Genomic DNA, 23,078 nt, shown 5'->3' on the forward strand with positions numbered 1-23,078 from the left:
GCAGGCAATAAAATGCCATACCCCGGTCAGGCAAGGTTGCTCACCGTAAGTAGTAGATAGTAATAAGATGGAAACGGTTACAGTAATGTTCCGTGCAGGAACACGTCATCACAATTCAAACACGACAATAAACTTTGATTGAACTTATGCCTGTGGGGGGTGGAAGAATGAAAATAAAGGAGTATGCAGTTCAGGATCCTGATAATATGCAATAATGAAAGAATATGGGGCTAAAGGGGCCAGGTTGAATGTCTGCAGTGCATCAGCATATACTACTTCGTACTTCTCTTTACCGGTTGTACCGTTGTTCTGTTGCTGCTCATCTTTTTGCAACTGCTTCCTCAAATAACATTTACCGTTACAATGCATGTCAGGCTTATTCCTGTTCTCACACAGTACACGGGCAATGTATGCCTGGTCTATCTTATATTTCAGCATAATAAAGCTCTGGCTGAAGTTCTGGAACAGCAGCCCGGCTAATACTGATATGACGAAGATATACCTCACGCCCGCAAAGGTAAAAGAAGTAGAGGCTAATTACAAATGATATATATCATGGTAGTGCATCAGTTTGAAGCTTTATATCATACTTAATGCAAAAAAACGTCCTCAAAAAATCGCTTTTACCTTCGGTAAAAGCGATTTTTTGAGGACGTTTTTTTGGCCTGCGGCCGGCTGAGAATTATCAGTTGGAGGTTTTGAGTAAGATTTTTTACACTGCGCGGCCGGCCGCCGGGTGAAATTAAACAGATATTACTGAGCCAGCATAAACCTCAGCGTCAAGCCACCTCTTGTATTTGTAATCGGGTATGCTGTAGAAATAACGGGTATAGTCTGCCTCCTGTCATAGAAGAACCGCAGGTTTAAGCGGTTATTCACCACATAATCTATAGAAGGCGAAATACCTATTACCTTCTGGCCGCTGGTAGGTATTACAAGGTCTGCATCCAGGCGGTTATTCACCGTTCTGTCATCACGGAAGCTCATATCCAGCCTGAAGTTCATATCATTCTGCACCTTCTTCCCTTCCTGTGGCTGCCCCAGAAAAGCAAACTTCACATTACGCAGACGGTAGCTGCCCCCGAGTGTTACCTCAGTAGAACGAAGCTCTGTCAGCTGGTAATCTACCAGGCTCAGGCTCAGTGAACGGCTCTTCTTGAATTCCACACGCAGGTTCAGGCTACTGGTGAAGGTCATATCAAAACCAATGAGCGGAGCAAACTGCTCTGTCATGGTAATATTTGGTAACAGGAAGTAAGGCACATAGTTGCCGGATACAGAATCAATGAAGTATGGATATCCCGCCAGCCGCGGATCTTCATACAACATGGCAGAGTTGTAGGAACTCATGCTCAGAGAGCCTGTATAGGCATGTGTCAGAGAGAAATTGGTGAAGATGTTCTTGAACGGTTCCAGTTTTGTAAGACCATTATAAGTTACTCTCCAGTTAGGACGCGGTATGTAGTTGCTGAAAGGATTGCTTCTTACATTATCGCCACCTCCGTTTTTCAGCAGTCCTATCTTCTCAGGGCTCTTACCAGTATAAGCGGCAAGGAATGCAGGCACCAGTACATCCTGTGCATAGCGGCCATAACCATAGCGGTATTCCGGATCTTTAGGATCGTATACCGGCACGCCGGGATCATTGCTGTAAGGGTTTGCAGCTCCGAGGCGACGGGAAATGGTGGTCCTGTACCTTTCAAAATCCCTGAAAGTTTTGGTTGTTCCCGATTCGTTGTCAATTCCGCCAAACATGGTCTTCACCGCCACGTAAGAGATCTCAAATCCGCCGGCGTCATACGGGCTAAGGTGCTGATACCCGGAATCTCCCAGGTTCTTGAACAGTTCAGTATGTGTTTTGGTGAAGGATTTGGTCAGGCTCAGGTCAATACGCAGATCGCTGGCAGGTTCCAGTTGCGCCTGAATATTCAGTCGCTGGGTAAACTGCTGCTGGTATTGAATATTGAATAATGTATCCGGTGTGATCAGGCCTTTCTTTGCAAAGTTGTCCAACCATGCTTTATCAGGCTGTTTACCGGCAACAAAAGGTATACCCGGCGCCCAGCTGGCCCAGTTCATACCCAGTATTTTGGTACTGTCGATATAACCCGGCAGGCGTGTACCACCATTTTCAGAATAATCTACGCTGATACGTTTAAGAGACAACAGAGGTTTCATTACAGCTTTCAGGATGGGAGAGATCTCTTCATCACTGTTGTCCTGCTGTTTATTCTGCTGTTGTTTATTCTGCGGGTTATTTGCCATACCCGGCCGGTTGTTATTGTTATTGGTCTGCGGCCGTTTAGGAGGTTGTTTTCCACCTGTCAGTTTCCTGAGGAATGGCGATCTGTTATACAGATCAGTGAACTTAAACTCAGCGTTCAGTTGTTTCTGTTGTGAGTTCTCAATAGCATTACCCAGGTATTTTGCCAGCAGGGAAGCGCCTGTCCACCTGTACTCTGCAGAGTATCCTATTGCAATGTTGGTCCAGCTGAGCAGCGGGAACTTGGCAGTAGGCAGGGTATAGGTGGCATTCATTGTGTGGAAATAGTTGGTGGTCCTGCCCAGCTTAAAGAAGTTGGTCCATACGGAATCCTTCTTGGCTTTTGAATCAAGACGGCCACGCGGCTCATCTATACGGGCATTATTCACCGCGTTGAAATCAATGCTCAGGCTGCGGGAAAGGTCCCATTTCAATCCATAATACCTGTCAAACGTGAAGTACTTATTATACGTTTCAGGCAACTTATATTCGCTGTCACCGCCTACGTTCCGGATACGGGTAGCGCCAAACTGGCGGGTTACGTCAGCGCGGAAGCTGATCAGTGTCGGTACATAGTTGATGTTGAAATCACGGATCAGATCTACCCAGTGGGATTTGGTCTTGAACAGGCGCTTGAAGGGCGTCAGGAACTTACTCTGACCGGTAAAGGTGTATCCGAGCCCGCCGCGGTGACGGGTCAGTACATCGCTTTCTATGATGGGTGAGTGGCTTTCTGTCTGTGAATAGGAGTAGCTGATATCAAAGTTCTCAATATCCCACAGATGGTTTTTCTTCCTGTTAGGGTTCAGCCTGCGCACGTTAGTGAAGTTCAGGCTCTTGATAGAGGTGAAGTCTTCTGCTGCCTTACGGATGGAATCCCTTTCATAATCACTCTTCGCCATCCTCAGTTTATCTTTCAGTTTGATATCAAGATCATATGGATCATATTCGGGACGGCTTACAGCCCTTGAATAACCTGCATATACCGGGATAGAGAGGCTCGTCTTTTTAGGCAGCAGCTTACCCAGATCGAGGTTGGCGGCAGCATCATACTGGAGATAGTTGTCACGGAAACGTTCATTCACACGCTGATCAAGATTACCGAAACCGGCAGTGTGCATATTACCTGATACGCTGATAGTACCCAGGTCTGCCAGCTGAATATCTACACGGCCCATACCGGCATAACCACCTTTTTCATCAAGGCCTGACAAGCGCAGCTCGTTGAACCATACTTCACCACACTTGGGGATACCATCATCTTTCGGGTTTGTAACACCCAGCATGATGGTCCTTACGTCTCCCAGGTTCGGGTTACCTACTACGCTCATAAAGTTGCCTTTTGCATCCTGTTCGGTATAAGGACGTAGCGGAGAGCAGGTATCGCACTGGTTACGTTTTTGTTTCATTGTGGTCAGGTTGCTGAGCAGCAGATCTACGTCATTGATCTCAGGCCAGATATCTGTTGCGTTGTGAGAGCCCCAGTTAGTCACTTTCAGCGGTATCTGGTATTCGTAGTAGTTCTCTACAAAGTCACTACCCATACGGATGATAGCGCGCAGCTCACCATCTTTCAGGAAGGCCGGATCTTTCATGGCTTCAGCATGCAGGTACATCTGTAAGCGTTTGTACTGACGGAGGTCCATGTTCAGGTTCTTGGATACGCCGCGGGTATCGCCATCTGCCAGATCGCACACCTGTATAGACATAGCCTGTTCATTCAGCTGCAGGGTAGTATTGTTGGTGCTCACCGTATTCTGACGCACAACTCCCGGAGGCAGTACATAAGGAATAGGTTTGCGGGAAGAGTTCTCTTCAATGTTTACGGCAGAAGTGTTGAAAGTGGTGGTTTCATCGTTCGGAACGGGATCGCCTGCCTGCAGTTTATAATTGTACTGACGCCATTGGTTACGTACCAGCTGCAGTTTGGCAAAACGTACCACTACAGAATCTTCAAATCCTGTCAGGTACATACGCATGAAACGAATGGATTTGAAATCAGGGATGCTGCCTACTTTCTTATCGAATCCGTTTATAGGCACTTTAAACTGGTACCAGTTTTCCTGCTTTTTCTGTCCGTTAGGCAATGTCACATCAGCAACTATCTTATCCACAATAAAGTTTGTACCTACGGGCATATTCGGTTTCAGGTTCACGCGGTACTGGAAGTATTCTTCTGTTTCATTGAGGGTGTTGTCCCTGTTCAGGTCTTCCGATTCCGGGATGTTGGTAGCCGCCATGGAATAGGTAGAGTTGGTAGACACGGGAGAGTTACCTTCCGGGTTGCTGTACTTCTTATACCTTTCCAGGATAGGGGCGCTGGTGTAATCGCGGTAGTGTTTATAATCGTCGTTGGAAGGGTCTGCATCAGCTTCCTGGTAGATCCTGGAAGTTCTTCCAAAGTTAGTGGCCAGTCTGTCCAGGTATGTCTGGCGGAAGGTCTTTTCATCACCACTCTGTAAACCATCATAACCTACGTCCTGGTAGCGGCGGATATCAGGGTCATTGTCAAATGCCTGGGTAATCTGCTGCTGGAACTTGGGTATGCGGCCCCATATGGAGGAATCTGTTTTAGACAGGTCTGTGTTGGGGTCCGGTAATCCGTTCTCAAAGAACTTGCGGGAATCTTTGAGGATATCTTCAGACACATTACCCAGGTTGAAATACAGCTGACCGCCGGTGCTGTTCAACATATCGGGATGAGTGAAAGGGTCCTGGATCCAGAATTCTATGAACTCGACGTTCTGTGTTTGAAAGTCGCTGTTATCAATAGCTCTCATGATACCGGCCCATTTCTTTTGGGGCTGGCGCAGTTTACCATTGGCATCTATGCTGTCCGGGCTTGCAGTAAAGTTATACGGACCTCTCTCTGTAGGATAATAGGCCAGGTCAAGGGTGCTTAACTGGCTCTGGCCAAAGTCTGTAGACCTGTTCTTGAACACCTCAGCCTGGTAAACCAAACGTACGCGCTGATCTGACTGATCATCGGTAGTGATGCCTGCGGGCAGGCCGGTAGAATTAGGTATCTGCAGGGTAGGCTCCAGGATATACCAGGCCAGTTTTGCCCTGTTGGTACCATATGCCAGTCCGTTGTTAATATCAGCTTCGGGGAAGAGTATATTGCCGCTGCTGTCAGAAGCATCTTTAGGAGTGGATGCCAATGCCCATGCTGTAGCCGGGAACTTCAGGTCATATCCGCTCTGGGAGCCTTCAAAGTCGTCAATAAATATCTGCCCCTGGTTGCTGCCTGCTGCGTTTACCAGTTTGTTATGACCGGGAAACAGTTTGGCCACCTCACCGGTGAACATGATATTGGAAGGCGTATTACTCTGGTAATTAGGCAGTTTGTTCAACAGGCGGGTCAGTCCTTTCCACTGGGAGTTATAGTTCACGTCAAAGCCTACCACAGTATTCTTGATAGGATCTTCGCCGTAGTTTACCTTCTGGTAGTAAGGCCGTTCACTCATCCTGGCAATGGTAGAACCGAGGCTGAGTTTATCGTTCACCAGGTAATCAAAGCGGGTACCGAAGTAGTTCCTTACCTGGGTGCCAAAGGCCGCATTATTCTCAAACTGCACATTGATAGCCATTCCGGAGTTGAGGATACCTGCGTTGATGATCTTGATACGGCCCAGGTTATAATCTATAATAAAGTCTACGTTTTCACGGAGTTGTTGTCCGCCGGCAGTTACTGTTACCGATCCCGGGGGAATATTATATCCACCCAGCTGTATTTCGGAAGAGTTGCTGGATTTATAGGACCCTTTCAGGACATAGCGGTTCAATTGCGGGAACTGCTGGGCCACTACCTTGATAGAGTCATACAGCACCTTGTACATATATTGTTTTTCCAGCGCGGCGTTTCCTCCAAAGGCTTTCTTAATACCAGCAGCAAAGGGTTCCAGTACCGGGAACATGACGCGGCCTGTCATGGAGTTGATGGTATAGCCTTCCACATAGTCAAACACACCGTCCGGCTGGGGGTCATTCTGGTTATTCAGGCGGTCCAGGTTGAGGATGGAGATCAGGGGAGCTCCTGTCCATTCGTTCTGGGCGTCAGGCAGATAACGTTTATCGCTCGGGGCGCGGGTGTCTGTGCCCGGGTCCTTATAGTATACATCCAGTTTGAAGTCCGCCCTGTTGATCTGGTAAGCTCCGGTAGAGTATACGTTTTTCATCATCAGGTCCCAGATGGGAAGATTGGGACGGGCGGATGTAGCTTTCAGCATTTTCAGGAAGAGGATACGCTGGTTGGCGCTGTTATTCTGGTCTGGCGGTACATCCTGGGAAAATTCACCTACCGTATAAATCCTTCCGTTATAGGAATACTGGAAGGCGACGGCCAGGACCTCATCTGCCTGGAGCTGCTGGTTAAGGGAGATAAAGCCAAGCTGCCGGTTAATGGTATATTCAGATGAATCCAGTTTACGGGCAAATGTTTTCTCGTAATCCTGTACGCCGGTAAGCCCCAGTGCCTGGAGCCTGCTCACTACCGTTCCTGAATACCGGCTGGCGGGGTCTGAAGAGACATTACCATAGAGGTTATTGGTCCTGTTGTCGGGCTTTTTATCGCCGGTCTGAACAGTGATATTACCATTATATGGAGCGTATTCTGCGAGGTCCATCAAGCCCACGATATCGCGGGTGTTGGTAGTAGCCCCGGTTTTATTGGTCACCCAGACTTCAATACGGTTAATATAGGCAAGGGAGTTAATAATGGGCAGGTTGCTCATTGCATAGTTGAAGGTGTCCCTGAAGAACTGGGAGAGGAGGAAGTGACGGTTGTCATCATATTCGTCTGCCCTCAGGGTAAAGTCCTGCACCTGGGTGCCTCCTTTGATCAGGAGGTTCTGTTTTTGGGAACGCTGGTTGGAAAGTACGCTGGTAACGGTTAGCCGGCCAAACTGCAGCTGTGTTTTGATACCAAAAAGGGATTGTACCCCGGAGATCAGGGAGCTGCGGAGCGGGAAGCTTACGTTACCGGCTTCTATCTTTTTGACAATTTCATCATCATAGCCGGTATATTCCAGTTTGATCTGGTTTTCAAAATCGAAGGTGGATTGTGTATTAAAGTTGGTAATGAGTTTCAGCTTATCTCCTATCTTGCCGGTCAGGTTCATGTTGATATTCATATCAAATGCGAACCCGCCTGTCTTACGCGCCTGTTCTGTCAGCACGGGGTTCTTGATATTCTGTCCTTCATAGCCGAAAGTGAGTTCCAGGCTACCCTGGGGCCTGATATCCACTTTATTACCGCCGAAGATCCTGTCAAACAGTTTGCTGCCGTTATAGAGCTCAGGCCCGTCTCCCTTCTGGTTAAGGGAGCCAAGGGTGCTGGCGCGTTTCATCCAGTAATCTTCTTCGCTTTTTTTGGATTGCAGTTTGTAATATTCGTCGAAACTAAGATAGGTAGGATTGCGGTAGTAGTGGTCTCCAATCTTTTCTGTTACGGTGTATTGACGGGTAACGGGATCATAATCTACTGTACGGGATATTCCTGCCGGGTCCTTCAGATCTATTTTGTTTTTGACGGGATCTGTAATGCCGGTTCCATACCTATCCTTTATAGGATATTTAAGTGTATCCTTCCCGGCCGTATCTTTTGCCGTTTTTTCAGATCCTGGTTGCCAGTTTGTATCAGAATAGTTGTTATAACCCGAACGATTCCTTGCTGCAGTGTCCGCAATAAATAAAGAAACAACTCCTATTACTACAGCTATAGCACCATAATATGTCTTCCTTGACAAGAGAAATAGGTTTATAGAGGTCAGGGTAAAAAAAAATTAAAGACTTTTCAGCGCTTTTTTTATAAGTGCTTCAAGATCTTGCAATAGTGGTTCAGTTTTGAGTACTTTAGTAATAGCCTGTTCTGCTACATTTCTCGCTATTCCCAACGTGACTAAAGCATTTAACGCGTCTTCCTGCGTTGTATTGTTTGGAGTTACAGATATTTGATGCCCGCCGGTATCTTTTTGTTTCCTGATCTTATCTTTCAGTTCCAGGATTATCCGTTTGGCTGTTTTGGAGCCTATCCCTTTAATGCTTTCCAGCATTTTTTCATTTTCCATAGCGATGGCCCTTTGAATGTCTTCCGGCTGCAGGGAAGACAACATCATACGGGCAGTATTGGCGCCGATTCCCGATACGCCTATAAGAAGGAGGAACATGCTGCGTTCTGCTTCCTCAAAAAAGCCATAAAGCGTATGTGCATCCTCTTTAATACTCAGGTAGGTGAGCAGCTTGCAGCTTTCCAGTCCCTGTATACGGGAGTAGGTATTCAGGCTGATCTGCACTTCATATCCTATCCCTTGTACATCAATGTGTACCATTGCAGGTGATTTATAGGACAGTTTTCCGTTGAGGTAAGCGATCATACAGGCTAAAATGTTGAAAATGTTCGGCAAACCTAGTAAAAATTTAGCAAGAACGGGGCAGGAAGTAACCTTATACTTACATTTACAAATTCTTATGTATTTTTACGCCTCGATTAAAACATCTATTTTATTAATATGAACAAAATAACGGCCGCTATTACTGCGGTAGGTGGTTATGTACCTGATTACGTGCTCACTAACAAGGAATTAGAAAAACTGGTAGATACGACTGACGAATGGATCATTACCCGTACCGGTATCAGCGAAAGGAGGATCCTGAAGGGGGAAAGAATGGGAACATCCGAGTTGTGCGTGCCTGTAGCGCAGGAGATATGCCGTAAAAGGGGGATCAGCCCGGAAGAAATAGACCTGCTGATTGTGGCCACCGTAACACCTGATATGGTGTTTCCGGCTACTGCCAACATTGTAACTGATAAAATAGGCGCCAAAAACGCTTTTGGCTTTGATATAAGCGCTGCATGCTCCGGGTTTCTTTATGCACTGGATACGGGTGCCCGTTTCATTGAAAGTGGCCGTTACAAGAAAGTAATGGTGATTGGCGCTGATAAAATGAGCTCCATCATTGACTATACTGACCGTACCACCTGCATCATCTTTGGTGATGGCGGCGCCGGCGTGCTGCTGGAGCCCAATACAGAAGGACTGGGTGTAATAGACAGTATCCTGAAAAGTGATGGTCATGGACGTGAATACCTGCATATGAAAGCAGGTGGTTCTGCACAGCCTGCCAGCATAGAAACTGTTACCAACAGGGAGCACTTCGTATACCAGGAAGGTAAAATGGTGTTCAAATATGCTGTAGCCAATATGGCAGAATCTGCTCACGATATTATGAAACGTAATAACCTGAGCGCTGAAGACATTGCCTGGCTGGTACCTCACCAGGCCAATAAGCGTATTATAGACGCTACAGCACAGCGTATGGGCCTTCCGGAAGAGAAAATAATGATGAACATTCAGCGCTATGGTAATACCACTGCGGGCACATTACCGCTCTGCCTGTGGGATTATGAGAAACAGCTGAAAAAAGGAGACAACCTGGTACTGGCTGCTTTTGGCGGTGGTTTCACATGGGGCGCCAGCTACCTGAAATGGGCTTACGATCCTAAGTAATTAATTCAGTATAACTGTTTGATAAGATACCTCCTGTCCCGCCCATGGCGGATAGGAGGTATTTTTTTAATGAAAGGAAGGCAACGCATATATTAACCTCAGGGTATCTCCCTCCTTCTCAGCCCATATATGTCCTCCCATCTTGTCCATAAAATCTTTACAGATCACTAAAGTGATAGACATATCATCCCCCTGCCTGTACTCAAATAATTTCGCAGCCGTTTCCTCAGTACAGGAGCTATCTTCGTAAGACAGGACCGCTTTTACCTGTTCTTCTTCTTTCATTGCACTGATATGTACGGGCCTTATACCTGCGCAATACAACAGGCTTCTGTTGATAAACCGTATCATCTCCTGATCGCCGGCTACCATCAGTCCTTCCGGTATCTTCATTGTTATTCCTTCCCGGCCGGTATCCGGCAGGGCGTCTTCATATAACTGATGCAGATCGCAGGGAGCAGGGTTATATACAAATCCTGACAACTGGGACTTGATCCACCGGAGAATATTATCAAAAACCAGCAACGTTTTACGGGAAGAAGCCTCTGCCTGGTTTATCACCTGTTCCATAAATTGCCGGTCTGCATTTTCATTCCTGAAAAGCCCGGATACCCTGACAATGTTATTAAGCGGTTGCCTGAAATCTCTTGCCAGTATAGCTATCAGCTTATTCTTGAAATCATCATGCACCCGCAGCTGTTCATTCTTTTCAAAGATGGAGTTGTTGATATTGGTTAACAGCTCTTCCTGTTTGCGCAGGTTCTTATAGGCGCGGTAACGGAATATTGTAAACCCTCCCAGCAACAGCAGCATTCCTGTCAGGAACCCGATGATCTGTGTACGGGTCTTCTTTCTCAAAGTAGCCCTTGCCAGGCTTGTTTCCTGGATCTTATTACGCAGCTGCAGCTCTTCCAGTTCCTGTTCCGTCAGGAAATATTCCAGGTGGTTCAGGTGATTGCGTTCTTTTAATGCCAGCCTTCGTTCTACCAGTTCCCGGAGTGCATTGCCATAATAGAGCCTTGCCTGTTCATTACCTGTTTTGACATAATGCCGGTACAGGCTGATGACAGTAGGCAGCATAAGGTCGGTATATCCTGCCCGGCGTCCAAGTTCAAAAGCCTTCTCCCTGGCTGGTACGGCATCTGCAGGGTAACCCAGCCTGTTATAGGCGTCTATATGTTCAAGCAGGTCTATCGCCACAACTATAAGCCCCTCCCTGAGCGCGCTGTCTGCCAGTTCATTGATCCTCTTTACTGCTTTTGCACCATCTCCACTCCTCATCCATTCATCTGCCTCAAAAGCCCGGATATAGTACTTCTCCCTGCTGCCGGGATATTTGGTGATGATAGCTTTAGACCCTTCCAGCGCCCATTTAACAGAGTCTTCCTTAGTGCTGTCATACTCAAAACGAATTGCGTAATTGATCAATACCAGGCTATAGACGGAGTCCCGCGGCAATTTTTTACCAATGTCCAGCGCCTGGTACAGAAAATTGTTTGCCTCCGGTATTTTATTGTCGTAGGCATGGTAGATGCTGAGGTTCATCAGCAGCTGGCATATATTCTCATCATCTCCTATTTCCCTGTACAGCAACAAAGATCTGTACCCATACTCAATAGCCTGCCGGATATTTCCTTTCAGCATATAAAAGATGCTGAGATTGTTCAAGGCGCCGGCAATACCTTTCCTGTAACCTATGCGTGTGGCTACTTCCCTGGCTTCCACTCCATACCAGAAACAGCTGTCTGTGTTGCTGAGATGATATTGCATACCCAGCTGGTTCAGTACGTCCGTATAGCCTATACTGTCTTTCTGTATAAACAGGCTGGCCCGCAAACTGCGAATTACCCTGTCCTGCCCGTGTATACGGGTAAAGGCAAAGAAGCAGATTATTATGTATGTTACTATACGCTTCACATTAATTATACTGATCTTTTGAAAGTGGCAGGGTATAGGAGAAGGAACTCCCCTTTTCCGGGTTGTTCACTGCTTCGATAGCCCCTCCCATTTTATCCATAAAATCTTTGCAGATAATAAGCGCCAGACCGGCGCCACCATGTTTTTTATTATTGTTCCGGCTACGGTATTCAAACAGGGATGACAGCATTTCAGGAGCTACGCCGTGCCCTTCATCTTTTACTGTCACCTTTACACCTTCCGCTGAGGAAGCGGCGGTAATAGTGATCACTCCTTTCTGGGGACTGAATTTCACCGCATTATGTAAAAGGTTTCTGTGGATGAACTGCAACATTTCCCTGTCTGCCTGTAAACGAAGGTCTTCCGGCACCAGCATCCGGATCTCCAGCTGTTTATCAGCACAATTGTCTTTCAGGCTTTCCATTGCATCAGTGATCAATTCTTTCAGGATGCAGTCCTGCGGAGTATAAACAAAGCCGCTTATCTGCGATCTTATCCACCGGAGAATATTATCGAATACCTGTAACGTATATTTTGAATTTCCTTCCAGCTTGCGGAACAATGCCGCTGCTTCTTCATAACTCAGGGACTCATCTTTCAGCAGCATGGTCACGTAAATAATGTTATTCAACGGCGATCTGAAATCGTGCGCTATCAGGGAGATCAGCTTATTCTTAAAATCGTCGTTAGAGCGTAACAGCGCATTCTTCTCACTGATCTCACGGTTTTTCTCTCCCAGTCTGCGGGCATTTTCCCGGGAGCGGCGATAAGATCTGTTCAGGTCTGTCAGGATCAATATTGTAACAACCAGGAGTATTGCCAGGAAGATGATCACTATATACCTGTTCCTGCTTCCCAATGACTTTTTATCCAGCAGTTGCCGCTGGTAATCGTTCTGCAACTGTAATGCGCGCAGCTTCCTGCCCTGCATATAATAGTCAATATAGTCCAGCTCTCCCTGTACCTTGCTTACTTCCTGCTGTTCTACAATATCTGCCATCATTGAGCCGTAAACGGCAGATTCCGTATTCATATTCCGGCCCTGATAGTAAGCATGCAGTTCCGTAACAACAGGCAATGCTATTTCCCGGTAACCACCAGCCATGGCTAGCCTTACTATCTCTTTCAGGGCTTGCAGGGAATCTGCCTCTTTCCTGCTGCTTTTATAATCCGCCAGCTGGAAATAGCCATACATAGCATGGAAGTTGAGTCCTTCGGCTTCTGCAGCCTTTACAAGAGAATCTACCAGCTTTGAGGCAGCTGTGGCCTGCCCTTCATCCAGTAGCCGGTCAGCCTCCAGGAATCCTGTATAGAATACAAGACGTTCATCATCACAGTTCACGGACAAGCGCCGGGCATCTGCAAGCGCTTGCAGCGCTTCAGTTTTATGTTGTTCATTATCACGATAAATGAAGTGATAGTAAGTCAGTACAGAAGCATTGAGAGTATCATTCTTCAGGACCCTGGCTATATTCATGGCATCCTGTATATACCGGTCTGCTTCCCGGGCCTTGCCCTCGTATTTATAGTAAGCCCCCAGGAATGTAGATACCTGGCAGATACCTGCACTGTCTTTCAACTCTTTATACAAACGTAGTGCATCCAGGTAAAAGCGAAAGGAAAGATAGCTGTTGTCACGGTAACCATAATAATTTCCCAATCCCCTGAAGGCGGCGGCTATCCCTTTTCTGTAGCCAATATGCCGGGCAGTTTCCATGGCACGGGAAAGGTATTCATAACAGGTATCCAGCTGCCGGGGTTGATAGTAGTGGGCCAGCCGGTTCATGCTGTCTACGTAAGGAATACTGTCTGCCGGGTTTATTTCAGTGGCATAAAGTTTTCCGCACCTGATCAGAGTCCAGGCGGTCACTATCAGCAAACAGAGTAATGTGCGCTTATTGCGGAAAAAATACAATGATCAGTGGTGTATTGCGTCATCTTGCGATGAGCGGAAAATAATAAGTCTTCATTTGATCTGAGTAAGGTCTATTCCCATTCTTGTCAGTTCTTTTTCTCCGGCAGGTGTAATATAAAAATGTTTACTGTCAGGGCTTTCTTTTGCGATCCACCCTTTTTCCAGAAATGCTTCGGCCAGTAATTGCCCAAGTTTACCTCCTATGTGGCTGTAACACATTTTGGCCGGCCTGGGATCACTGTCAGCTACCGGTTTTTTCATATTGTTCCTGCTTTATATCACAAGATACTGTTATATCTCAAATACCAGTCCACGTGTTTTTAATTCTTCATATTTCTGTTTATCAAACCTGTATAAATGAGCGCCTTTCTTGGAAGTTGTCTTATCCTTCTCATCCAGTTTTTCTAATATGTTCATAGACAGTATCTTCTTCCTGAAGTTACGTTTGTCCAGTTCATGCTGGAAGATCTCTTCGTACAGGCTTCGCAGCTGCGACAGGGTGAACTTCTCGGGGAGCAGTTCAAAGCCTATAGGGTGGAAATGTGCATTGTCTCTCAGCTTCTTAAGTGCATCCGCGATCATCTGCCGGTGGTCGAAGATCAGTTCGGGGATCTGGTGCAGTTCCAGCCAGTGGGCGCTGTAAAGCTGGGTAGGCACATGTTCATGCTCTCCTATCCTTATCAACGCATAATATGCCATGGATATTACCCTGGCGCCGGTATCACGGCTTACTTCCCCATAACAGGCCAGCTGATCCATGTAGATGTTCTCCAGACCGGTAGTCTGTTTAAGTACGCGGGCTGCCGCGGCGTCTACGCTCTCGTCTTTCTGGAGGAAGCCGCCCATGAGCGACCATTCACCCTGCATGGGATCAACTTTTCGTTGCATGATCAGCAACTTCAGTTTACTGTTTTCAAAACCAAAAATGATACAGTCTACTGCTACCAGATGCTGAGGTACATTTGCGTAAAAAGATGGTGCACTCATTCGTGATGCTATATTTTCTTATTGCTTATAAACTCGCTGTAATCAGTACCGGGAATTTTGCTGACGCCTGCCTGCCGCAACATTGTTACCAGCTGACCGCGATGATATGTGGCGTGATTAAAGACCTGCATTAATATCTCTATAACGGCCAACTTGCCATATTGTTTCCGCGTGTTATAATAAGCCACCACATGCTGCAATCTTACAGGGGTAACCTGTTTAACCCATTCCAGCAATTTAGCTGACTGTTCCTGCCAGTGGCGGCTGGCCTCCTCAAAGGTACCTTCAAATCCCATAACAGGCGAAACCGCATTTTCCACCAGGTGTAAACGCTGATACCACAGGCTTTCTGCCCCCCACATATGGTAAACCGTATTGCGCAGGCTACCAAAGCTGCATCCTGTGGGCGCATCCAGCTTTTCTTCCGGTAGTTTCCTTAACACTTCCGCTATCCTGGCGTTTGCCCAGACGTTATAGGCCGCATAGTTGAGCAGGATATCCTTCATGTATCTTCTTATTTTTGTTTACTATCTTCACCAAAATACCAAAAATAATGCACCTGTAGGGCAGGTACGCAGAAATAATCAACGGGATCATGGAAAATATTACTATAAGGGACGTACGAAAGGAAGATTGTCCCCGGTTAATGGAGCTTATCAGGGAACTGGCAGAATATGAAAAGGCTCCCAATGCGGTGACTGTTACCCAGGAACATTTTGAGCAGGCAGGATTTGGTCCGGCCCCGGTCTGGAAGGCATTTGCAGCGGTCCATACTGAAAATGGCAGGGAAACTATCATCGGGTTTGCACTCTATTATATCCGTTATTCTACCTGGAAGGGCAGCCGGTTATACCTGGAAGACCTGGTGGTAACGGAAAGCTGGAGAGGAAAAGGTATAGGCCAGCAATTATTCCAAAGCCTGATCGCTGAAGGTAAGAAACAGCAGTATGCCGGTATGACCTGGCAGGTATTAGGCTGGAATGAGCCTGCCATCAACTTCTATAAAAAATACGGAGCTGAATTTGACCCTGAGTGGTGGAATGCCACGATCGATTTCTGATATACTCTGCAATATTTCAGATAAAAGGGCTGCCGGAAAAGATCTCCTGGCAGCCCTTCTGTATTTTAGCTGATGCCGTTCACCACGGCATCTTTCTGGATCTTTACCACTAATCCCTGCAATACCTTGCCGGGGCCAGCCTCTGTAAAGGTAGTAGCGCCATCTGCTACCATTGCCTGTACAGACTGTGTCCATCTTACAGCACCGGTAAGCTGATCTATAAGGTTCTGCCTGATCTCAGCAGGATTGCTTACTGCTTTTGCCACAACGTTCTGATAAACAGGGCAGGACGGCTGGCTGAAAGTTGTTTTCTCGATAGCGGCTTTCAGCTCTTCGCGGGCAGGAGCCATGAGCGGAGAGTGAAAAGCACCTCCCACAGGCAATACCAGGGCTCTCTTAGCGCCTGCTGCCTTCATTCTTTCACAGGCAATATCAATGCCTTTAACAGAACCGGATATTACCAGCTGACCGGGACAGTTATAGTTGGCCGGTACCACCACTTCTCCTGTTTCTGCACTTACGGCAGCACAGATCTCTTCTACCTTAGCATCATCCAGTGCAAGTACTGCCGCCATTGTGGAAGGCTGCAGCTCGCAGGCTTTCTGCATGGCCGTAGCACGGATAAACACCAGTCGCAGTGCATCTTCGAATGTCAGCGTACCGTTGGCTACCAGCGCGGAAAACTCTCCGAGAGAGTGACCGGCTACCATATCCGGCGTTGCAGGCTGTTCAGCACACAGGAAAGCTATTACACTGTGCAGGAACACTGCCGGCTGCGTAACTTTAGTCTGTTTCAGGTCTTCTTCGGAACCGGTGAACAGGATGTCTGATATACGAAAGCCCAGTATCTCATTGGCTTTCTCAAATAATTCCTTTGCTTTTGGATTGGTATCGTACAGATTTTTGCCCATACCCGGGAACTGAGATCCCTGACCTGGAAAAACGTAAGCGTGTTTCATACACTTGTATTAATGTTTATACGTATATCTTCTCGATTGGATTGCAAATATTCATACTCTTCATGATATATCAAAATAAAGTAGGGCACCAGGAGACGCTATCCTCCAAAATAAAACGGGCCGGATCTGTGGATCCGGCCCATTTACTATATAAAAAGGGAATATTACATACTGATCAGCCTCATGAACTCTCCCCTGGTGGTACCATCCTCAAACTGCCCTGAAAAAGCAGATGTGGTGGTAGTGGAGTTCTGTTTCTGCACCCCGCGCATCATCATACAGAGGTGTTGGGCCTCTATTACCACAGCAACCCCCAGAGGTTGCAGTGTTTCCTGGATAGCGTCCAGTATCTGGTGCGTCATACGCTCCTGTACCTGGAGCCTGCGGGCGTATACGTCTACCACGCGCGCCAGCTTGCTCAGCCCGGTAATATATCCATTTGGGATATATGCTATATGTGCTTTTCCGAAGAAGGGCAGCATATGGTGTTCGCACAGGGAATAAAGCTCAATGTCTTTTACTATTACCATTTCGCTGTACGCTTCTGTAAACCTGGCGGCTTCCAGTATCTTTTTAGCGTCCATCTGGTATCCCTCTGTGAGGTACTGCATAGCTTTGGCTACACGTTCGGGTGTTTTCAGCAATCCTTCCCGCTGAGCATCCTCTCCTAATAATTCTATACTGCTCCGGTAATTGTTGATAAGTTCAGAAGTGACCTTATCATCATACGTTTCAATCTTATTATAAGCCATTGCTATATTTACTAAAGTCAACCAATCGTCCCTGATTATTATTTACCGCCGTAGTATTCTACATAGATACGGGGTGTTTCGTACAGTTTTATGCAGTGCAGTTCAACTTCTGCAGGAAGGTGTGGGGATAATTGCTCCCAGATACCGATGGCCAGGTTTTCGGCAGAAGTGAATTTACCTGCCATGAAATCTACGTCCATATTGAGGTTCCTGTGGTCTATCTTTTCTACTACTTCCTCCTTGATAAGGACACCCAGTGTTTTGGCATTGAATACAAATCCTGTTTCGGGATCAGGATTTCCTTTTATGGTTACATGCAGTTCGTAGTTGTGGCCATGCCAGTTCTCGTTCGCACACTTGCCAAACACTTCCTCATTCTTCTCCTTACTCCAGGCGGGATTGGATAACTTATGCGCCGCATTGAAGTTCTCCACTCGCGTTAAATAAATCATTATTCAGCTTTAAATTTCTGCAAAAATACGATAATTCGATTATAGTCGATTGAAATCAGAATAGAGAGCTTTATGCGGGAGTGATTTGGCCCTGTGGCCAAGCCGGGACAATAAGTGAAATCCCCTACCTTTGCTTCATGAAAATATTGGTTACGGCAGCCACTACCTTTGAAATCCAGCCATTTTTGGACTATTTGTCCACTAAAAGACACCAGGATTGTCAGGTAACCACACTTATTGGCGGCATTGGCATGATGCATACGGCCTACCAGCTTGGCCGTCAATTCGCAGTAAATAAACCGGACCTGGCTATACAGGCAGGCATTGCCGGTTGTTTTGACCATTCCTGGGAAATGGGAAAAGTTGTTATCATAGACAAAGAACAACTGGGAGACCTGGGCGTAGAGGATGGCGTAGCTTATAAAGACCTGTTTGACATACAGTTATGGCAACCTGATCAGCCACCTTTTTCCAACAGATCACTGGTAAACCCATTTGAAGGACTTCCTGCCCTGCCGGAACTTCCCAAAGCAGGGGGGGTAACCATCAACACTGTAAGCGGCAGTGAACCTACCCGGCAACTGCTGCTCAATAAATACGCTCCCGAAGTGGAGAGTATGGAAGGCGCCGCATTTCATTATGCCTGCCTGATGGAGAAAATACCTTTCTTCCAGCTACGCAGCATCTCCAACTTTGTGGAAGTAAGAGATAAGAGCAAATGGAAAATACCTCTCGCTATCCAATCACTGAATGATGTATTGATTAAATATTTTGACCAATGGAACTAACATTAGGATTCTCACCATGTCCCAACGACACGTTTATTTTCGATGCCATGGTGAACGGCAAGATCAACACAAACGGTTTAACATTCAAGACCCAGCTGGAAGACGTTGAAACATTGAACAAATGGGCTATGCAGGGAAAACTGGCTATTACCAAACTGAGTTTCGGTGTGTACAGGAAAGTACAGGACCAGTATGAGCTGCTCAACAGCGGAAGTGCGCTTGGAAGGGGCTGCGGACCATTATTAATAGCTAAGAAAGACATTCCGCAGGATAAACTAAAGGACTGTAAGATTGCTATTCCCGGCGAAAATACTACTGCCAACCTGCTCTTCTCTATCGCATTTCCTGAAGTAAAACAAAAAGAGGTCATGATCTTTTCAGATATCGAAAATGCGGTACTGGACGGACGTGTCGATGCAGGAGTGATCATTCATGAGAACAGGTTCACCTATCAGCAGAAAGGCCTGGTGAAGATCATAGATCTTGGCGAATACTGGGAAAGCACTACAGGCAGCCCAATTCCGCTGGGAGGCATCTTTATCCGTAAAGACGTTCCTGATGAAGTGAAACAGGCAGTAGATAAACTGGTACATGACAGTCTGCAATATTCATACAAACATTACCCTGCGCTTTCTTCTTATGTAACAGAACACGCGCAGGAAATGGATGAATCTGTAATGCGTCAGCATATTGATCTGTATGTAAATGATTTCAGCCTTGGATTAGGGGAAGCAGGAAGAGCTGCGGTAGACAGGCTGATGAAAGCTGCTGTATAAAAATACATAAAAAAAAGGGGGGATGTACCCCTCTTTTTCTCTTATACCTCTACTCTTCCGAGTGCTCTCTTATAGACTTCCAATGCCCTTTTGCGGGCAGCTTCATGTATAACCATGGGTCTGTAGCTTAACTCTTCAAACTCCGGCACCCACTTACGTACATACTCCAGTGAAGCATCAAATTTTTCTGTCTGTAAAGCAGGATTGAATACCCTGAAATAAGGAGCTGCATCACAACCGCAACCTGCGGCCCATTGCCAGTTGCCATTGTTTGCGGCAAGGTCATAGTCCAGCAGTCTGGAGGCAAAATAAGCTTCTCCCCATCTCCAGTCTATCAGCAGATGCTTTGTTAAAAAGCTGGCTGTGATCATCCGTATACGGTTATGCATAAACCCTGTTTCATTCAGTTCACGCATACCTGCATCTACTATGGGATAGCCGGTATTTCCCTCACACCATCTCTTAAATTCTTCTTCATTGTTCCTCCACTTTATCTTATCATACTCAGGTCTGAAAGAGTGCTGTACAACATGAGGGAAATGCCACAGTATCATCTGGAAAAAATCCCGCCAGATAAGCTCATTCAGGAATGTCTGATTTAACCTGCCTGCCCTTTCTGCCAGTTCGCGTACACTGAGAGTGCCAAAGCGCAAATGCAGTCCTACATGTGTGGTGCCTTGTCTGGCGGGAAAATCACGTGTTTTATCATAATTTTCTATAAGGCTGTCCTTTATCCTGGCAGACGGGAAATTCCTTTCACCTGCGGCAAATCCTATTGCACGCAGGGAAGGTAAAGGTTTATGTTTCTGCCGGTGAAGATTTCGAAAGTACTTCTCTGTGGGATAAGAGCGGAGATGAAAATCAGTCAGCAGTGTTTTCCATTTTTTGCTGTACGGTGTATAAACCGTATATGGCTCACCGTTATCTTTCAGTATTTCATCCCTGTCGAAGATCACCTGGTCTTTATACAGATGGAGCGTGATATTCTTCTTTTTCAGCAAGGAGCCAACAGCATTGTCCCTGTCCCGGGCATGCGGCTCATAATCAATGTTGGCAAAGACTTCGTGAACATCATACTGTTCTGTCCAGTGTCTGAACGCATCTTCCGGCGTTCCGTAATAAACATCCAGTGTGCTGCCAAACTTTGACAGCTGTTCCTGCAATGACTGCAGGGTATCATGAATGAAAGTGACCCTCCGGTCATGCTTATCATCAAGATCTTTCAGGATATTAACATCAAAGACAAACACAGGGACTACGGGGTTGGCTGACCTGAGTGCGTGATACAAAGCTGCCTGATCGAGCAAACGCAGATCACGTCGGAGCCAGCACAGATTTACAGTTGCGGGCATATGATTGGTAATTTTGCAATTCTCGTAAATGAATAAACAATCTCAGCACAAGATAAACCGGAAAAATCAAAAATAATTTCACTAAAAATGTATCACTGCTGCGCGTTCTCAGTAACTATTTATACACTGTAACTAAACATGACTATTTATCAGATCATTATCATTCCTGGAATTTTCTTCAGAATCCTTCATGTAATATTTCATGCAGGATCACAGCAGTAGCATTTCCATAACTGCTTTCGCGGAACGAGCCTACCCAGCGGATACCGGTAATGGCATTGGTCAGGAAGATCTCATCTGCATTCTCCAGGTCGTTCACTGTTATTGGCTTTTCACTTGCCTGAAAAGGCAGATCCAGCCGTAACAGGTGTTTGCGCATTACGCCACATACGCATCCTTCAGTTAGTGGTGGTGTGAACAGTTTTCCTTTACTTACAATGAACAGATTGGCAATGGTAGTATCAGCCACGCGCCCGCTGGGATTGAGCAATATTGTTTCATTGATACGGTGCTGGCGGGCATACATGGCTGCCATGATATATGGCAGGCAATTATTGGATTTAATGGAAGAGAATTTATCACTTACCTTTCTGGCATCAGGAAAAATGTCCAGTACCAGTCCTTTCTCATTCAGTTCCAGGCTCTGTTTACTTAGGTCCCAGCTTTGAATAATGAAGTTGGCGTGGTTATTAGCAGGTTCATACAATCCTCCGTCTGCCCGGAAAAAGGTAAGGCGCACTCTTGCCAGGCTGTCATGGTTGTTTCTAGCGCAAAGGTCAGTAATGAGCCTGGTGAAATATGTTTTCGTGAAATTGTTAGGAACTTCAAAATGCAGGAGATGCAGGCTGGCCATTAAACGTTCAAAATGGAGATCATCCAGCAATACCTTACCCTGGTATACGCGCATAGTCTCAAAACACCCATCTCCATAGCGAAATGATCGGTTATCGGCTGTAAAAACAGGCTCACATGCCGAAGTAATCTTTCCATTATAGCATAAATAACCCGCTTGCACTTCGAACTCTTACTTTTACAATGAACAGGACTGTTAAGTTACGGAAAATTAATGGGGTAAAAATGATTTAAGTCATCCCTAAAATGGGTAGCGGTCATCCCGGCACATGACCAGGATAACCGCTTTCTTAACATAGGACAGGGGTGCTTCCCTGCATAGCAGGAATGAACGCCTGTTTTTATGATGTGTGCTGAATAACAGTTAAGGATAAATAGGACCCAAGGAACAAAAAGCATTATATAAATAATATATTCATCATATATGATTCAATAATCCTCCATATTCAATTATGTCCAGACATTGATAACCGGGCAGGAACGTGGCTACCTACCTCTATCATGTGCATAGAATTCTCATGTTTAAATTTCCACTGACAATCAATTACATTGTACACTGTTACATTATACAAGTAGGATTTTCTGCTGAAGATTTACTCTCGATTTTGGCTCGTAAAATTTTATTTTGAATGCTATTTTTTCTCCCCTTTCTGTAAGGATAACCTTATCAGTATTTGTATGGCAAAGATGTCGATTTTGTTTTAAAATACAATAACCACTTATTGCTATTGCAAATGTGAGAGAGAATACGTATTAGGGTCTTAAACACACTTAACAGCGTGCAGAACACTGTTTTCCGGGTGTTCTGCACGTTTTTTTACAGCTTCATTTCAGGAATATTCCCTTCTGCAATTAAACGTCCTGCTGTTTTAGCTTTAATCTCTTCAACGCTAATTCCCGGTGCTCTTTCCAGCAAACGGAAACCATCGGGAGTAACATCCAGCACAGCCAGTTCCGTCACAATTTTTTTCACACAGGATACGCCGGTAAGAGGCAGCGTACATTGCGGTAATAATTTGCTTTCTCCTTTTGGATTGGTATGCATCATGGCTACGATAATATTCTTTGCAGCAGCTACCAGGTCCATAGCGCCTCCCATTCCTTTTACCATTTTACCGGGTATTTTCCAGTTGGCTATATCTCCCCTGTCAGATACTTCCATAGCTCCCAGTACAGTAAGATCTACCTTACCGGCCCTGATCATACCAAAGCTTTCGGCAGAATCAAAGAAGCAACCACCGGGTAAAATAGTGACAGTTTCCTTACCTGCATTGATCAGGTCTGCATCTATTTCTTCTGCTTCGGGATAAGGTCCCATACCAAGGATACCATTTTCTGATTGTAACATAATAGAGATACCCGGGGGAATGAAGTTGGCTACCAGTGTAGGAATACCTATGCCCAGGTTTACATACATGCCATCGCGCAGTTCCTGCGCTATTCTTTTAGCTATACCATATTTATCTAAAGACATAATAATTCAGGTTTGGAGTTGCA

At 46.0% G+C, this 23,078-nt stretch carries 18 protein-coding genes; 4 read left to right on the forward strand and 14 right to left on the reverse strand.

Translation table 11 applies throughout. From position 1 onward, the window contains the following. Positions 1 to 144: 144 nt before the first annotated feature. The 3 genes from GO493_RS21410 to ruvA form a co-directional block, all read right to left on the reverse strand. Positions 145 to 507 (reverse strand): hypothetical protein, encoded by a 363-nt coding sequence (locus tag GO493_RS21410; RefSeq protein WP_157308278.1) that lies wholly within the window; start codon positions 505 to 507, stop codon positions 145 to 147. A gap of 246 nt (positions 508 to 753) precedes the next feature. Continuing rightward, positions 754 to 8,010: a T9SS outer membrane translocon Sov/SprA gene (sov, locus tag GO493_RS21415; RefSeq protein ID WP_157308279.1), complete on the reverse strand. Its 7,257-nt coding sequence runs from the start codon at positions 8,008 to 8,010 to the stop codon at positions 754 to 756. Positions 8,011 to 8,046: 36 nt separating this feature from the next. After that, positions 8,047 to 8,637, reverse strand: a complete 591-nt coding sequence (ruvA, locus tag GO493_RS21420; protein WP_157308280.1) for a Holliday junction branch migration protein RuvA — start codon at positions 8,635 to 8,637, stop codon at positions 8,047 to 8,049. Positions 8,638 to 8,772: 135 nt separating this feature from the next. Here ruvA and GO493_RS21425 point away from each other — a divergent pair, with 135 nt between their 5' ends. After that, positions 8,773 to 9,771, forward strand: a complete 999-nt coding sequence (locus GO493_RS21425; RefSeq protein ID WP_157308281.1) for a beta-ketoacyl-ACP synthase III — start codon at positions 8,773 to 8,775, stop codon at positions 9,769 to 9,771. 66 nt (positions 9,772 to 9,837) lie between these two features. On the opposite strand, the gene GO493_RS21430 is transcribed toward GO493_RS21425, so the two are convergent. The 5 genes from GO493_RS21430 to GO493_RS21450 form a co-directional block, all read right to left on the reverse strand. Then, entirely contained in the window at positions 9,838 to 11,688 is a 1,851-nt protein-coding gene (locus GO493_RS21430; RefSeq protein ID WP_157308282.1) for an ATP-binding protein, read from the reverse strand. Between the two features lies 1 nt (position 11,689). Further along, entirely contained in the window at positions 11,690 to 13,558 is a 1,869-nt protein-coding gene (locus GO493_RS31375; protein WP_157308283.1) for a sensor histidine kinase, read from the reverse strand. A gap of 96 nt (positions 13,559 to 13,654) precedes the next feature. Then, a complete protein-coding gene (locus GO493_RS21440; protein ID WP_157308284.1) occupies positions 13,655 to 13,864 on the reverse strand; it encodes an ArsR family transcriptional regulator in 210 nt (69 codons plus the stop codon). A 30-nt stretch (positions 13,865 to 13,894) separates the two neighbouring features. Then, positions 13,895 to 14,590, reverse strand: coding sequence for an NUDIX hydrolase (locus GO493_RS21445; protein WP_157308285.1), 696 nt, complete (start codon positions 14,588 to 14,590; stop codon positions 13,895 to 13,897). An 8-nt stretch (positions 14,591 to 14,598) separates the two neighbouring features. Beyond that, positions 14,599 to 15,096, reverse strand: a complete 498-nt coding sequence (locus GO493_RS21450; protein ID WP_157308286.1) for a DinB family protein — start codon at positions 15,094 to 15,096, stop codon at positions 14,599 to 14,601. Positions 15,097 to 15,185: 89 nt separating this feature from the next. Between GO493_RS21450 and GO493_RS21455 the strand changes: the two genes are divergently transcribed. Continuing rightward, positions 15,186 to 15,650: a GNAT family N-acetyltransferase gene (locus GO493_RS21455; protein WP_157308287.1), complete on the forward strand. Its 465-nt coding sequence runs from the start codon at positions 15,186 to 15,188 to the stop codon at positions 15,648 to 15,650. Between the two features lie 65 nt (positions 15,651 to 15,715). Here the strand turns inward: GO493_RS21455 and fabD are convergent, their stop codons facing one another. The 3 genes from fabD to GO493_RS21470 all read right to left on the reverse strand — a co-directional run bounded on the left by fabD (position 15,716) and on the right by GO493_RS21470 (position 17,813). Continuing rightward, the gene (gene fabD / locus GO493_RS21460) at positions 15,716 to 16,609 is read right to left on the reverse strand and encodes an ACP S-malonyltransferase (protein ID WP_157308288.1); all 894 of its coding nucleotides are present in this window, start codon (positions 16,607 to 16,609) and stop codon (positions 15,716 to 15,718) included. 164 nt (positions 16,610 to 16,773) lie between these two features. After that, positions 16,774 to 17,361, reverse strand: coding sequence for a GTP cyclohydrolase I FolE (gene folE, locus GO493_RS21465; protein ID WP_157308289.1), 588 nt, complete (start codon positions 17,359 to 17,361; stop codon positions 16,774 to 16,776). A 38-nt stretch (positions 17,362 to 17,399) separates the two neighbouring features. Next, positions 17,400 to 17,813, reverse strand: coding sequence for a 6-pyruvoyl trahydropterin synthase family protein (locus tag GO493_RS21470; protein ID WP_157308290.1), 414 nt, complete (start codon positions 17,811 to 17,813; stop codon positions 17,400 to 17,402). A gap of 137 nt (positions 17,814 to 17,950) precedes the next feature. Between GO493_RS21470 and mqnB the strand changes: the two genes are divergently transcribed. Both mqnB and GO493_RS21480 read left to right on the forward strand, forming a co-directional pair. After that, on the forward strand, positions 17,951 to 18,601 hold the full coding sequence (gene mqnB / locus GO493_RS21475) for a futalosine hydrolase (protein ID WP_157308291.1): 651 nt from the start codon (positions 17,951 to 17,953) through the stop codon (positions 18,599 to 18,601). Further along, positions 18,592 to 19,377 (forward strand): 1,4-dihydroxy-6-naphthoate synthase, encoded by a 786-nt coding sequence (locus GO493_RS21480; RefSeq protein WP_157308292.1) that lies wholly within the window; start codon positions 18,592 to 18,594, stop codon positions 19,375 to 19,377. Before mqnB ends, GO493_RS21480 begins: the two co-directional genes overlap by 10 nt. Before the next feature lie 41 nt (positions 19,378 to 19,418). Here GO493_RS21480 and GO493_RS21485 read toward each other — a convergent pair whose 3' ends face one another. The 3 genes from GO493_RS21485 to GO493_RS21495 form a co-directional block, all read right to left on the reverse strand. After that, a complete protein-coding gene (locus GO493_RS21485; protein ID WP_157308293.1) occupies positions 19,419 to 20,729 on the reverse strand; it encodes a cryptochrome/photolyase family protein in 1,311 nt (436 codons plus the stop codon). Positions 20,730 to 20,907: 178 nt separating this feature from the next. Beyond that, on the reverse strand, positions 20,908 to 21,744 hold the full coding sequence (locus GO493_RS21490) for an aminotransferase class IV (RefSeq protein ID WP_317165451.1): 837 nt from the start codon (positions 21,742 to 21,744) through the stop codon (positions 20,908 to 20,910). Between the two features lie 654 nt (positions 21,745 to 22,398). Continuing rightward, on the reverse strand, positions 22,399 to 23,055 hold the full coding sequence (locus GO493_RS21495) for a 3-oxoacid CoA-transferase subunit B (RefSeq protein ID WP_157308295.1): 657 nt from the start codon (positions 23,053 to 23,055) through the stop codon (positions 22,399 to 22,401). Positions 23,056 to 23,078: the final 23 nt, after the last annotated feature.

Source organism: Chitinophaga tropicalis (assembly GCF_009758205.1).
Taxonomy (GTDB): domain Bacteria; phylum Bacteroidota; class Bacteroidia; order Chitinophagales; family Chitinophagaceae; genus Chitinophaga; species Chitinophaga tropicalis.

What these genes read in the sequence shown, in the direction of transcription:
- ruvA (WP_157308280.1), bottom strand. Translation starts at nt 8,637, where the DNA reads ATGATCGCTTACCTCAACGGAAAACTGTCCTATAAATCACCTGCAATG.
- GO493_RS21440 (WP_157308284.1), bottom strand. Translation starts at nt 13,864, where the DNA reads ATGAAAAAACCGGTAGCTGACAGTGATCCCAGGCCGGCCAAAATGTGT.
- GO493_RS21455 (WP_157308287.1), top strand. Translation starts at nt 15,186, where the DNA reads ATGGAAAATATTACTATAAGGGACGTACGAAAGGAAGATTGTCCCCGG.
- fabD (WP_157308288.1), bottom strand. Translation starts at nt 16,609, where the DNA reads ATGAAACACGCTTACGTTTTTCCAGGTCAGGGATCTCAGTTCCCGGGT.
- GO493_RS21470 (WP_157308290.1), bottom strand. Translation starts at nt 17,813, where the DNA reads ATGATTTATTTAACGCGAGTGGAGAACTTCAATGCGGCGCATAAGTTA.
- GO493_RS21450 (WP_157308286.1), bottom strand. Translation starts at nt 15,096, where the DNA reads ATGAAGGATATCCTGCTCAACTATGCGGCCTATAACGTCTGGGCAAAC.
- GO493_RS21485 (WP_157308293.1), bottom strand. Translation starts at nt 20,729, where the DNA reads ATGCCCGCAACTGTAAATCTGTGCTGGCTCCGACGTGATCTGCGTTTG.
- GO493_RS21425 (WP_157308281.1), top strand. Translation starts at nt 8,773, where the DNA reads ATGAACAAAATAACGGCCGCTATTACTGCGGTAGGTGGTTATGTACCT.
- GO493_RS21495 (WP_157308295.1), bottom strand. Translation starts at nt 23,055, where the DNA reads ATGTCTTTAGATAAATATGGTATAGCTAAAAGAATAGCGCAGGAACTG.
- GO493_RS21480 (WP_157308292.1), top strand. Translation starts at nt 18,592, where the DNA reads ATGGAACTAACATTAGGATTCTCACCATGTCCCAACGACACGTTTATT.
- GO493_RS21445 (WP_157308285.1), bottom strand. Translation starts at nt 14,590, where the DNA reads ATGAGTGCACCATCTTTTTACGCAAATGTACCTCAGCATCTGGTAGCA.
- mqnB (WP_157308291.1), top strand. Translation starts at nt 17,951, where the DNA reads ATGAAAATATTGGTTACGGCAGCCACTACCTTTGAAATCCAGCCATTT.
- folE (WP_157308289.1), bottom strand. Translation starts at nt 17,361, where the DNA reads ATGGCTTATAATAAGATTGAAACGTATGATGATAAGGTCACTTCTGAA.